General features: G+C 72.7%; 9 protein-coding genes. 6 read left to right on the forward strand and 3 right to left on the reverse strand.

Translation table 11 applies throughout. The annotated features are described in order from the left end of the window. Positions 1-64: 64 nt before the first annotated feature. The gene (locus ABD330_RS28825; RefSeq protein WP_344469010.1) at positions 65-2,515 is read right to left on the reverse strand and encodes a DNA gyrase/topoisomerase IV subunit A; all 2,451 of its coding nucleotides are present in this window, start codon (positions 2,513-2,515) and stop codon (positions 65-67) included. Between the two features lie 297 nt (positions 2,516-2,812). Here ABD330_RS28825 and ABD330_RS28830 point away from each other — a divergent pair, with 297 nt between their 5' ends. From ABD330_RS28830 to ABD330_RS28840, 3 genes are all read left to right on the forward strand, one after another. Further along, positions 2,813-4,165, forward strand: coding sequence for a M16 family metallopeptidase (locus tag ABD330_RS28830; RefSeq protein ID WP_344469012.1), 1,353 nt, complete (start codon positions 2,813-2,815; stop codon positions 4,163-4,165). Further along, positions 4,162-5,550: a M16 family metallopeptidase gene (locus ABD330_RS28835; protein WP_344469014.1), complete on the forward strand. Its 1,389-nt coding sequence runs from the start codon at positions 4,162-4,164 to the stop codon at positions 5,548-5,550. Before ABD330_RS28830 ends, ABD330_RS28835 begins: the two co-directional genes overlap by 4 nt. A 322-nt stretch (positions 5,551-5,872) precedes the next feature. Continuing rightward, complete coding sequence (locus ABD330_RS28840) at positions 5,873-7,066, forward strand: RtcB family protein (protein WP_344469017.1); 1,194 nt, start codon at positions 5,873-5,875, stop codon at positions 7,064-7,066. A 79-nt stretch (positions 7,067-7,145) separates the two neighbouring features. Here ABD330_RS28840 and ABD330_RS28845 read toward each other — a convergent pair whose 3' ends face one another. Next, positions 7,146-7,691, reverse strand: a complete 546-nt coding sequence (locus tag ABD330_RS28845) for an FHA domain-containing protein (protein ID WP_344469019.1) — start codon at positions 7,689-7,691, stop codon at positions 7,146-7,148. A gap of 146 nt (positions 7,692-7,837) precedes the next feature. Between ABD330_RS28845 and ABD330_RS28850 the strand changes: the two genes are divergently transcribed. Continuing rightward, positions 7,838-8,749: a glutaminase gene (locus ABD330_RS28850; RefSeq protein WP_344469020.1), complete on the forward strand. Its 912-nt coding sequence runs from the start codon at positions 7,838-7,840 to the stop codon at positions 8,747-8,749. Between the two features lie 51 nt (positions 8,750-8,800). On the opposite strand, the gene ABD330_RS28855 is transcribed toward ABD330_RS28850, so the two are convergent. Beyond that, on the reverse strand, positions 8,801-9,079 hold the full coding sequence (locus ABD330_RS28855) for an HPr family phosphocarrier protein (protein WP_344469021.1): 279 nt from the start codon (positions 9,077-9,079) through the stop codon (positions 8,801-8,803). A 113-nt stretch (positions 9,080-9,192) separates the two neighbouring features. On the opposite strand from ABD330_RS28855, the gene ABD330_RS28860 reads away from it, so the two are divergent. After that, positions 9,193-12,057 carry a bifunctional acetate--CoA ligase family protein/GNAT family N-acetyltransferase gene (locus tag ABD330_RS28860; RefSeq protein ID WP_344469022.1) on the forward strand — a complete coding sequence of 955 codons (2,865 nt, stop codon included), beginning with the start codon at positions 9,193-9,195 and terminating at the stop codon, positions 12,055-12,057. A 93-nt stretch (positions 12,058-12,150) separates the two neighbouring features. Further along, the gene (locus ABD330_RS28865; RefSeq protein WP_344469023.1) at positions 12,151-12,741 is read left to right on the forward strand and encodes a DUF5998 family protein; all 591 of its coding nucleotides are present in this window, start codon (positions 12,151-12,153) and stop codon (positions 12,739-12,741) included. Positions 12,742-12,743 lie beyond the last annotated feature (2 nt).

The raw sequence follows: 12,743 nt of genomic DNA on the forward strand, positions 1-12,743 counted from the left end.
TGGGGGCACCTCCCAGCCTTCGGCCGGGAGGTGCCCCCACGCGCCCCTGATAGTGCAACGAGCCCTACGCGGGCCCGGCCACCGAGGCGATCGGCGTCGTCACCGGTGTGCCCGAGCCGTCCCGGCGCGGGTCGCGCTCGGGCAGCGCCACCGGCGTGCCGTTCGCCGTCGCCGCCCGCGCCGGAGCCGCACCGGCCCAGGCGAAGAACAGCTGGTCCTCACCGCGCAGGAAGCGCTGGCAGCGCACCCCGCCGGTCGCCCGGCCCTTGCGCGGGTACAGCTCGAACGGCGTGACCTTCCAACTGCTCTGCTGCTCGCCCGCCAGCGTCCCCGAGGCACCCGCGACCGAGACCACCACCGCGTCCACCGCCGGATCGACCGCCGTGAACGACAGCACCTTCACGCCGTCCGCCAGCTTGATACCCGCCATACCGCCGGCCGGCCGGCCCTGCGGCCGGACCTGCCCGGCCTGGAACCGCAGCAGCTGCGCGTCCGAGGTGACGAAGACCAGGTCCTCCTCGCCCGTACGCAGCTCCACCGCGCCGATCAGCTCGTCGCCCTCCTTGAGCCCGATCACCTCGAACTCGTCCTTGTTCGCAGGCCACTCCGGCACCACCCGCTTCACCACACCCTGGACGGTGCCCAGCGCCAGACCCGGCGAGGACTCGTCCAACGTGGTCAGCGCGATCGCCCGCTCGCCGTCCTCCAGCCGCAGGAACTCCGACACCAGCGCCCCGCCCGCCAGCGACGGCGAAGGCGTCGGCGGCAGACCCGGCAGGTCGATCACCGGCAGCCGCAGCACCCGCCCGGCCGTCGTCACCACACCGACATCCGCACGCGCCGTCGCCGGCACCGCCGACACGATCACATCGTGCTTGGACCGCGACTCCGACAGCTCGAACGGCTCACCGTCCGCCGTCCGCGCCAGCAGCCCCGTCGAGGACAGCAGCACCCGGCACGGGTCGTCCGCCACCTCCAGCGGCACCGACAGCGCCGCACTCGGCGCCGAACCGGCCTCCAGCAGCACCGTCCGCCGCTCCGTACCGAACTGCTTGCCGACCGCGGCGAGCTCGCCCGACACCACGCCGCGCAGCTTCGAGTCCGACTCCAGGATCTCGGTCAGCTCGGCGATCTCGGTGTTCAGCTTCGCCTGCTCCGCCTCCAGCTCCACCCGGTCGAACCGGGTCAGCCGGCGCAGCGGGGTGTCCAGGATGTAGGCCGTCTGCGTGTCCGACAGCGAGAAGCGCTCCATCAGACGCTCCTTCGCCTGCGTCGCGTTCTCGCTGGACCGGATGATCGCGATGACCTCGTCGATGTCGACCAGCGCCACCAACAGGCCCTCGACCAGGTGCAACCGCTCCTGGCGCTTGCGCCGCCGGAACTCGCTGCGCCGCCGCACCACCGTGAACCGGTGGTCGACGTAGACCTCCAGCAACTCCTTCAGGCCCAGCGTCAGGGGCTGGCCGTCCACCAGCGCCACGTTGTTGATGCCGAAGGTCTCCTCCATCGGCGTCAGCTTGTAGAGCTGCTCCAGCAGCGCCTCCGGCACGAAGCCGTTCTTGACCTCGATCACCAGGCGCAGACCGTGCGAACGGTCCGTCAGGTCCTTGACGTCCGCGATGCCCTGCAGCTTCTTCGAACCGACCAGGTCCTTGATCTTCGAGATCACCTTCTCCGGACCCACCGTGTACGGCAGCTCGGTGACCACGATGCCCTTGCGACGGGGCGTCACCGACTCGATCGACACCGTCGCCCGGATCTTGAACGTGCCGCGCCCGGACTCGTACGCGTCCCGGATGCCCGACAGCCCGACGATCCGGCCGCCCGTCGGCAGGTCCGGACCGGGGACGAACCGCATCAACGTGTCCAGGTCCGCGCCCGGGTTCTTGATCAGGTGCCGGGCCGCCGCCACCACCTCGGACAGGTTGTGCGGCGGCATGTTGGTCGCCATGCCGACCGCGATCCCCGACGCGCCGTTCACCAGCAGGTTCGGGAACGCGGCGGGGAGCACCAGCGGCTCCTGCTCGCTGCCGTCGTAGTTCGGCCCGAAGTCGACGGTGTCCTCGTGGATCGACTCCACCAGCGCCATCGACGCCGCCGTCAACCGCGACTCGGTGTACCGCATCGCGGCCGGCGGGTCGTCGTTGCCCAGCGAACCGAAGTTCCCGTGCCCGTCGATCAGCGGCAGCCGCATCGAGAACGGCTGCGCCATCCGGACGACCGAGTCGTAGATCGACGCGTCACCGTGCGGGTGCAGCCGGCCCATCACCTCCCCGACCACCCGGGCGCACTTCACGTGCGCGCGGTCCGGACGAAGGCCCATCTCGTTGGCCTGGTAGAGGATCCGGCGGTGCACCGGCTTCAGGCCGTCCCGCGCGTCGGGCAGCGCACGGGAGTAGATGACCGAGTAGGCGTACTCCAGGAAGGAGCCCTGCATCTCGTCCACCACGTCGACGTCGAGGATGCGCTCCTCGAAGTCACCGGGCGGCGGGGTGGGCGAACTGCGGCGGGCCATCGCGGCGGGGCTCCCTTACGTCTGTCTGCTTCGTCGTCCTGTAACTACGTACCGTGTAACTACCGGGTCCGTGCCGGGGCACGGCGACCCCCATTGTGGACCCTCGCACGGACAGTCACCGCCCAGGGCCCGTCACCGCACGATCCACCGCCGCTTCCGCCCCTGGCGAACGCGCCCCTCGCGCGGACACATCCCGGCTCCCCGTGCGTTGCACCACAATGGGGGATCGGTAGTCGCCCCCCGACCCACACGTCGAAGACGGGAAGACACTTCTTCCCGGAAAGGACCGGAAACCGCATGGCCAACCCGGCCCCCGCCACCACCCGAGGTCTCCCCATCACCGAGCACCGCCTGGCCAACGGCCTGCGCGTGGTGCTCTCGGAGGACCACCTCACCCCGGTCACCGCCGTCTGCCTCTGGTACGACGTCGGCTCCCGGCACGAGGTGAAGGGGCGCACCGGGCTGGCGCACCTCTTCGAGCACCTCATGTTCCAGGGCTCCGCCAGCGTCTCCAACAACGGGCACTTCGAACTGGTCCAGGGCGCCGGCGGCTCCCTCAACGGCACCACCAGCTTCGAGCGCACCAACTACTTCGAGACCATGCCCGCCCACCAACTGGAGCTCGCGCTCTGGCTGGAGGCCGACCGGATGGGCTCGCTGCTCGCCGCGCTCGACGACACCTCGATGGAGAACCAGCGCGACGTCGTCAAGAACGAGCGCCGCCAGCGCTACGACAACGTCCCGTACGGCACCGCCTTCGAGAAGCTCACCGGCCTCTCCTTCCCCGACGGCCACCCGTACCACCACACCCCGATCGGCTCCATGGCCGACCTGGACGCCGCCACCCTCGAAGACGCCCGCACGTTCTTCCGCACCTACTACGCGCCCAACAACGCGGTGCTGTCGATCGTCGGCGACATCGACCCCGAGCAGACCATCGCCTGGGTCGAGAAGTACTTCGGCAGCATCCCCTCCCACGACGGCAAGCAGCCGCCGCGCGACGGCACCCTGCCCGACACCGTCGGCGGCGAGATCCGCGAACTGGTCCGCGAGGACGTCCCCTCCCGCGCCCTGATGGCCGCCTACCGCCTCCCGCACGACGGCACCCGCGAGGCCGACGCCGCCGACCTGGCCCTGACCATCCTGGGCTCCGGCGAATCCAGCCGCCTCTACAACCGGCTGGTCCGCCACGACCGCACCGCCGTCACCGCCGGCTTCGGCCTGCTCCGCCTGGCCGGCGCCCCCTCACTCGGCTGGCTCGACGCCAAGACCTCCGGCGACGCCACCCTCCAGCAGATCGAGACCGCCGTCGACGAGGAGCTCGCCCGCTTCGCCGCCGAAGGCCCCACGCCGGAGGAACTGGAGCGCGCCCAGGCTCAGATCGAGCGCGAGTGGCTCGACCGCCTCACCACCGTGGCCGGCCGCGCCGACGAACTCTGCCGCTACGCCGTCCTGTTCGGCGACCCGAAGCTCCTCAACTCGGCCCTCGACAAGATCCTCGACATCACCGCCGAGGAGATCAAGGCCGTCGCCGCCGCCCGGCTGCGCCCCGACAACCGGGCCATCCTGGTGTACGAGCCGACCAGCACCGACGGCGACGGACACGACGGCGCCTCGAACGACGACCAGACCGAGGAGGCCGCCGCATGAGCGACGCCACCCCCGCCATGACGTTCCACCCTCAGCCCACGGCCGGCACCCCGACCCCCTGGGCCTTCCCCGCCCCCGAGCGCGGCTCCGTCAGCAACGGCCTCACCGTGCTGCACTGCCACCGCCCGGGCCAGCAACTGGTCGCCGTCGACATCCACATCGACGCGCCGCTGGTCAAGGAACCCGAGGGCCTCGACGGCATCGCCAACATCCTCGCCCGGGCCCTCAACGAGGGCACCGACACCCTCGACGCCGAACAGTTCGCCGGTGAACTCGAACGCGCCGGCGCCACCCTCGACGCCGCCGCCGACCACCCCGGCATCCGGGTCTCGCTGGAGGTGCCCGCCTCCCGCCTGGAGCGCGGCCTCACCCTCCTCGCCGACGCGCTGCGCGCCCCCGCCTTCCCCGAGGACGAGATCGAGCGGCTGGTCGCCAACCGCCTCGACGAGATCGTCCACGAAGCGGCCAACCCCGGCCGCCGCGCCGCCAAGGCGCTCTACTCCACCCTGTTCGACGGCACCGACCGGCTCTCCCGCCCCCGCAGCGGCACCGCCGACACCGTCAAGAACATCACCCGCGCGGCCGTCAAGGAGTTCTTCGACGCCCACGTCCGCCCCTCCACCGCGACCGTCGTCGTGGTCGGCGACCTCACCGGCATCGACCTGACCACCCTCCTCGAAGCCACCCTCGGCACCTGGACGGGCGAGCAGGCCACCCCCAACACCCACGCCCCGGTCACCGCCGACGACCACGGCCGGGTCGTCATCGTCGACCGCCCCGGCTCCGTCCAGACCCAGCTCCTCATCGGCCGGGTCGGCCCGGACCGCCACGACGCCGCCTGGCCCGCCCAGCTCCTCGGCACCTACTGCCTCGGCGGCACCCTCACCTCCCGCCTGGACCGCGTCCTGCGCGAGGAGAAGGGCTACACCTACGGCGTCCGGGCCTTCGCCCAGGCGCTGCGCTCCGCCGCCGACGGCTCCGGCCGCTCGCTGCTCGCCATCAGCGGCTCGGTGGACACCGCCTCCACCGCCCCCGCGCTGGCCGACACCTGGACCATCCTGCGCACCCTCGCCGCCGAGGGCCTCACCGATGCCGAGCGCGACGAAGCCGTCCAGTACCTGGTCGGGGTGGCCCCGCTCAAGTACGAGACCGCCGGATCGGTCGCGAGCACCCTCGCCGACCAGATCGAGCAGAACCTGCCCGACGGCTACCAGGCCGAGGTCTACCGGCAGCTCGCCGCCCTCGACGCCGCCGCCGCCACCGCGGCCGTCGTCGCGGCCTTCCCGCCCGACCGCCTGGTCACCGTCCTGGTCGGCGACGCCTCGGTGATCGCCGACCCGGTCCGGGAGCTCGGCATCGGCGAGGTCACGGTCGTCACCACCTGACCCCGCCCCCTGCCGTGACCGGCGGCCCGACGGAGCATCAGCTCCGCCGGGCCGCCGTCGTTTAATCCCTTGCCGCCGTCCTCCCCGGCATGGGTAGATAGCTCCCGCAGCCGGTCAGGCGCACAACACCGGGAGAGGAGGCGGTCACCATGCGGGTCGAGCGAGCCACCAGGCGTTATAGCTCCCCACGACGACCGCTGTCCCTCCGCTCTTCCGTCTGAGCCGAGCGCTCCCCAGACCTCCCCGAGCCACGCCGGAAGCTTCGCGTGGCGGCACACCACACCTAGGCTTGAACCAACCGACCCTCTGGAGGTCGTTCACCATGTCGTACACCGAAGTTCCCGGCATCCGCGTCCCCATCCGGATGTGGACCGACCCGGCCACCGTCGAGGGCCAGGCCATGCAGCAGCTGCGCAACATCAGCTCGCTGCCCTGGCTGCACGGCCTCGCCGTGATGCCCGACGTCCACCTGGGCAAGGGCGCGACCGTCGGCTCCGTCATCGCCATGAACGGCGCGGTCTGCCCCGCCGCGGTGGGCGTCGACATCGGCTGCGGCATGAGCGCCGTCAAGACCTCGCTCACCGCCAAGGACCTGCCGGACGACCTCTCCCGGCTGCGCTCCAAGATCGAGCAGGTCATCCCGGTCGGCCGCGGCCTGCACACCGACCCGGTCGACCCGCGCAAGCTGCACGGCTTCGCCACGGCGGGCTGGGACGACTTCTGGCAGCGCTTCGACGGGGTCGCCCACGAGGTGAAGTGGCGGCGCGAGCGGGCGATGCAGCAGATGGGGACGCTCGGCGGAGGCAACCATTTCGTTGAAGTTTGTACAGATTCGACGGGTGCTGTCTGGTTGATGCTGCACTCCGGTTCGCGCAACATCGGCAAGGAGCTGGCCGAGCACCACATGGAGGTCGCCCGCTCGCTGCCGCACAACCAGGGCCTGATCGACCGCGATCTCGCGGTGTTCATCTCGGACACCCCGCAGATGGCGGCCTACCGTCAGGACCTGTTCTGGGCGCAGGAGTACGCCAAGAACAACCGGGCCATCATGATGGCGCTCTTCCAGGACATCGTCCGGCGCGAGTTCCCGAAGGCGCGGGTCGCCTTCGAGGACGTGATCAGCTGCCACCACAACTACGTCAGCGAGGAGACGTACGACGGTGTCGACCTGCTCGTGACCCGCAAGGGCGCGATCAAGGCCGGTTCCGGCGACTACGGCATCATCCCGGGCTCGATGGGCACCGGCTCGTACATCGTCCGCGGTCTCGGCAACGAGGCGGCGTTCAACTCGGCCTCGCACGGCGCCGGCCGGAAGATGAGCCGCACCGCCGCCAAGAAGCGCTTCACCGCCGAGGACCTGGCGGAGCAGACCAAGGGCGTGGAGTGCCGCAAGGACAGCGGCGTGGTCGACGAGATCCCGGGCGCGTACAAGCCGATCGAGAAGGTCATGGCCCAGCAGACGGATCTGGTCGAGGTAGTCGCCCATCTCAAGCAGGTGGTCTGCGTCAAGGGCTGACGCACTGTGAGGGGGAGTCGGGAAAGCGGCTCCCCCTCACAGTCGTTCCTCGCGTCGTTCCTCGCGCTGTCCCTTGCCGTCACCCGGCCGCGAGGCGGAAGTTGAGGATGCCGAAGGCGACCTGGTCGCCCGGGTGGACGCGGACGGCGCCGATCACGCGCTGGCCGTTGACGTGGGTGCCGTTGGTGGAGCCGAGGTCGTGCAGGGTCCAGCCGTCGGTGTCGTAGCGGAGTTCGGCGTGGGTGCGGGAGACCGAGCTGTCGCCGAGCCGGAGGTCGCAGCCCTGGATGCGGCCGATCCGGATGGGCCGCATGCCCGTCGCCGGGAGGATCAGGCCGGGGAGCTGCTCGGTGTGCCAGGTGTTGCGGAGCCGGGCGGTGAAGGCGGAGAGCCGGCCCACCGTCCGCAGCACCAGCCGGGAGACCCGCTGGTCGGCCGGCAGGTCGAAGAGCGCGGCGTCCAGCTCGGCCCGGCTGCGGGCGGTCAGGACGAGCTCCATCCGGCCGATGAAGGTGTCCTGGGACAGCCGGCCGCTGCCGAGGTTCTCCCGCAGCAGCCCGAGCGCCCGGTCCCGTTCGGCCTCCGACGGGCGTGCCACTCGCGTCAGAAACTCAGGGGGCGTCATGAACCGATTCTGGGCCGCCCGGTGGGGCAGTGTCCAGATCGGGGCGGGAGGCCGGGCCGGCCGGGCCGGGGTGTCGCCGATGGCCGGGGGAGCGGGCGGCGGGCCGGTGGGCCGCCGCCCGGAACGGCCATGTGCAGAATGACCCGGTGGACTACCAGCAGCTTCTTCGCGACGCCATGGACACCGCCCGCAGCCTGCCGGCCCGGGGGCGGCCGGCCGACTACATCCCCGCGCTGGCGGCGGCCGATCCGGAGGCGTTCGGGATGGCCCTGGCGACGGTCGACGGCGAGGTGTACGGGGCGGGGGACTGGGAGCACCCGTTCTCGATCCAGAGCATCTCGAAGCTGTTCACGCTGGCGCTGGCGCTGGCGGAGGGTGGCGACGGGATCTGGCAGCGGGTGGGGCGGGAGCCGTCGGGCAACCCGTTCAACTCGCTGGTGCAGCTGGAGTCGGAACAGGGCATCCCGCGCAACCCGTTCATCAACGCGGGGGCGCTGGTGGCCACCGACCGGCTGCTGGAGCTGACGGGTGACGCGGCGGGAGCCGTCCGGGACTTCCTGCGTGCGGAGTCCGGCAACGATTCGATCGGCACGGACGACGGGGTGGCCTCCTCGGAGGCGCGGCACGGCCACCGGAACGCCGCGCTGGCCCACTTCATCGCGAGCTACGGCAACCTCCGCAACCCGGTGGACAGCGTGCTGGCCCACTACTACGCGCACTGCGCGATCTCGGCGAGCTGCCGCGATCTGGCCCTGGCGGGCCGCTTCCTGGCCCGGCACGGGCTGCGGGCGGACGGCTCCCGGCTGCTGACCCGCAGCGAGGCCAAGCGGGTGAACGCGGTGCTGCTGACCTGCGGCACGTACGACGCGGCGGGCGACTTCGCCTTCCGGGTGGGGCTGCCGGGCAAGAGCGGCGTCGGCGGGGGAGTGCTGGCGGTGCTCCCCGGGCGCGGCGCGGTGTGCGTGTGGAGCCCGGGGCTGGACAGGGCGGGGAACTCGGTGCTGGGTGTGGCCGCGCTGGACGCGCTGACCACGGCGACCGGCTGGTCGGTCTTCTGAGAACAGGAAGGGGCGCACCGCTCGCGGTGCGCCCCTTCCCGATGGAGTGGATCAGGCGGCGGGCAGTTCGTCCAGGCCCTCCTGGACGAGCTTCGCCAGGCGGTCCAGCGCCGCGTCGGCGCCCTCGGCCTCGGAGGCCAGTACGACGGTGTCGCCGCCCTGGGCGCCGAGGCCGAGCAGGGCCAGCATGGAGGCGGCGTTGAGCGGGTTGCCGCCCTCCTTGGCGATGGTGACGGGCACGCCCACGGCGGTGGCCGCGCGGACGAAGACGGCGGCGGGACGGGCGTGCAGGCCCTCGGGCCAACCGATGGTGACGCGGCGCTCGGCCATGAGACGTGCCTTTCAGGTGGTGCTGGGTGAAGCCAGGTTGTCTAGACCAGTGTGCCATGGGGGAGCCGCCCGTGCCGCGCCCGGCGCCATCCGGGCCGCCGCCGGATAACCTGATGATCGTGGACGACTCCGCGGCCAGCCCCCCGCACCGGGGCGACGAGCACAGCTACCCCCAGCACTGGGAGGCCGACGTCCTGCTGCGCGACGGCGGCACCGCCCGGATCCGCCCGATCACCGAGGCGGACGCCGACCGGCTGGTGGAGTTCTACGAACAGGTCTCGGACCAGTCCAAGTACTTCCGGTTCTTCGCCCCCTACCCGCGCCTGTCCGCCAAGGACGTCCGCCGGTTCACCCACCACGACTACGTGAACCGGGTCGGGCTGGCCGTGGTGGTCCGGGACAGGTTCATCGCGACCGTCCGCTACGACCGGATCGACCGGGACGGCATGCCGTCCGCCGACGGCACCGACGCCGAGGTCGCCTTCCTGGTCCAGGACGCCCACCAGGGCCGGGGTGTCGCCTCCGCGCTGCTGGAGCACATCGGCGCCGTCGCCCAGGAGCGCGGCATCCGCCGGTTCACCGCCGAGGTGCTCCCCGAGAACCGCAAGATGGTCAAGGTCTTCACCGACGCCGGTTACACCCAGCGCCGCAGCATCGCCGACGGCGTGGTGCACCTGGAGTTCGACCTCGAACCCACCGCCGCCTCGCTCGCCGTCATGCGGGCCCGCGAGCACCGCGCCGAGGCCCGCTCGGTGCAGCGGCTGGTGACCCCGCGCTCGGTGGCCGTGCTCGGCGTCTCCCGTCACCCGCAGTCCGTCGGCCGCACCCTGCTCCGGGACCTGGCCGGGTTCCGGGGCCCGGTGTACGCGGTGAACCGCAACGCCCCGCCCGGCACCGAGCTGGACGGCGTGGCCACCCACCAGTCGCTGCTGGACATCCCCGGCCCGGTCGACCTCGCGGTGATCGCCGTCCCGGCCGCCGCCGTCCCCGCCGCGGTCGCGGACTGCGGCGCGCACGGCGTCCAGGGCCTGGTGGTGGTCACCGCCGGGTACGCCGAGACCGGCCCGGACGGCCGCGACCGCCAGCGCGCCCTGGTCCGCCAGGCCCGCGCCGCGGGGATGCGGGTGGTCGGTCCGAACGCCTTCGGCCTGCTCAACACGGACCCCGAGCGCCCGCTCAACGCCTCGCTCGCCCCCGTCCTGCCCGAGCGCGGCCCGTTCGGGCTGTTCTGCCAGTCCGGCGCGATCGGTGTGGCCCTGCTGGAGGCCGCCCACCGCCGGGGGCTCGGCGTCTCCTCCTTCGCCTCGGTCGGCAACCGTGCGGACGTCTCCGGCAACGACTGGCTCCAGTACTGGGAGGAGGACCCGGCGACCGAGGTCGTCCTGCTCTACCTGGAGTCCTTCGGCAACCCGCGCAAGTTCACCCGGATCGCCCGGCGGCTGGCCGCTGTCAAGCCGGTCGTGGTGGTCAAGGGGGCCCGGCACAGCGGCAGCCTGCCGCCCGGCCACGCCGTCCAGCCCGCCGCCGGCCGGTTGCAGGACGCCACCGTGGACGCGCTCTTCCAGCAGGCCGGGGTGCTGCGGGTGGAGACCATCACCGAGCTGTACGACACCGGCGAGCTGCTCGCCGGGCAGCCCCTCCCGGCCGGTGACCGGGTGGCGGTGGTCGGCAACTCCGACTCGCTCGGCCTGCTCACCCACGACGCCTGCCTCAGCGCCGGTCTGCGCCCGCGTACGCCGGTCGACCTCACCACCGGCGCGACCGGCGAGAACTTCCGGATCGCCCTGGACACCGCCCTCACCGACCCGGCCGTGGACGCCGTGATCGCCGTCGCCATCCCGCCGATCGGCGCCCAGCCGCACTCCGGCGACCCCGCGGCGGATCCCGGCGCACCGGATCTGGGCGCCGACGAGCCCGAGTTCGCCGAGGCCCTGCTCGAAGCGGTGGTCCGGGCCCGCCAGGTCGGCAAGCCGCTGCTGCTCGCCCACCTCGCGCTCACCGAACTGCCCGACCGGCTCCGGGCCGGCGGCATCCCCGCCTACCCCGCCCCCGAGCGCGCCGTCCGCGCGCTGGCGCACGCCGTGCACTACGCGGGCTGGCGCCGCCGGACGGCCGAGGCGGAGGAGACCGCCCGCGTCCCCGAACTGGACCGGATCGACGAGGCCGGGGCCCGCGCCCTGGTGGAGGCCGCCCTGGACACCCGAACGGCGGCCCGCCCGTCGCCCGCCGCCACCCTCGCTCGTGGCGCTACGCGCCGCACCTACTCCGCCCGCCTCCAGCCCGGCGGCGCCAGGGTCACCCTGCCCGACGCCCAGACCGCCACCCTGCTCGGCCAGTACGGCATCGACCTGCTCCCCGCCCTCCCCGCGCCCGACGAGGAGAGCGCGCTGCGCGCCGCCGCCGGGCTCGGCTACCCCGTGGCGCTCAAGGCCACCGCCGAGCACCTGCGGCACCGCCCCGACCTGGGCAGTGTCCGGCTCGACCTGACGGGCGAGCCCGGGCTGCGCCGCGCGTACCGGGAGCTGGACGCGCTGCTGGGCGGCGCCGCCCGGGCCCGGCTGGTGGTGCAGCAGCTGGCCCCGCGCGGGGTGGACACCGTGATCGGCGCCACCGTGGACCCGGGGGTCGGCGCGATCCTCTCCTTCGGGCTGGCGGGCGCCCCCGCCGAACTGCTCGGCGACGTGGCGCACCGGCTGATCCCGGCCACCGACCAGGACGTGGCGGCGCTGATCCGCGAGGTCCGCGCGGCGCCGCTGCTGTTCGGCTGGCGCGGGGCCACCCCGGTGGACACCGGGGCGCTGGAGGAGCTGCTGCTGCGGGTCTCCCGGCTGGTGGACGATCTGCCCGAGGTCGCCTCGGTGGATCTCGAACCCGTGGTCGTGGCCCCGCACGGGCTGGCGGTTCTGGGGGCGCGGGTGCGGATCGCACCGCTCCCGGTGCGCAGCGATCTGGGTCCGCGCGCAATGAGCAGCCTGTAACCTTCCTTGGTTGCGCCTGCCAAGGGGCGCTGAACGCCAGGAGCCCGGCCCAGTGCCGCCCGCTTCGTCGGCGGGACATGCCAGGATGGAGCTATGGCCAAGACCGGTACCACCACCACGCAGGACCTGCGCTCGGCGATCGAACGCAGCGGCTACTACCCGGCACTGGTGTCCGAGGCCGTCGAGTCCGCGGTGGGCCCCGAGCCGATCACCTCCTACCTGGTGCACCAGGAGACCACCTTCGACGCGAACGAGGTGCGCCGGCACGTCACCGTGCTGGTGCTGACCCCCTCGCGCTTCGTGGTCAGCCACACCGACGAGCAGAACGCCGACGCGACCAGCCCGGTGCCGTACGCGACCACCTCGACCGAGTGCGTCCGGCTGGACCGGATCGGCTCCGTGGTGCTCAGCCGGATGGTCGCCAACCCCGAGACGTACACCCCGGGCACGCTGCCCCGCGAGGTCGTGCTGACCATCGGCTGGGGGGCGGTGCAGCGGCTCGACCTGGAGCCGGCCGGCTGCTCGGACCCGAACTGCGAGGCCGACCACGGCTACACCGGGTCGGCGACGGCCGACGACCTGTCGCTGCGGGTCAGCGAGGCGGGGGACGGCCCGGAGACGGTCCGTCAGGCGCTGGTGTTCGCCCGCGCGCTGTCCGAAGCGACGATCGCCACCCGGGACTGACG

Origin of the sequence: Kitasatospora kazusensis (genome assembly GCF_039529945.1) — a bacterium.
Lineage (GTDB): Bacteria > Actinomycetota > Actinomycetes > Streptomycetales > Streptomycetaceae > Kitasatospora > Kitasatospora kazusensis.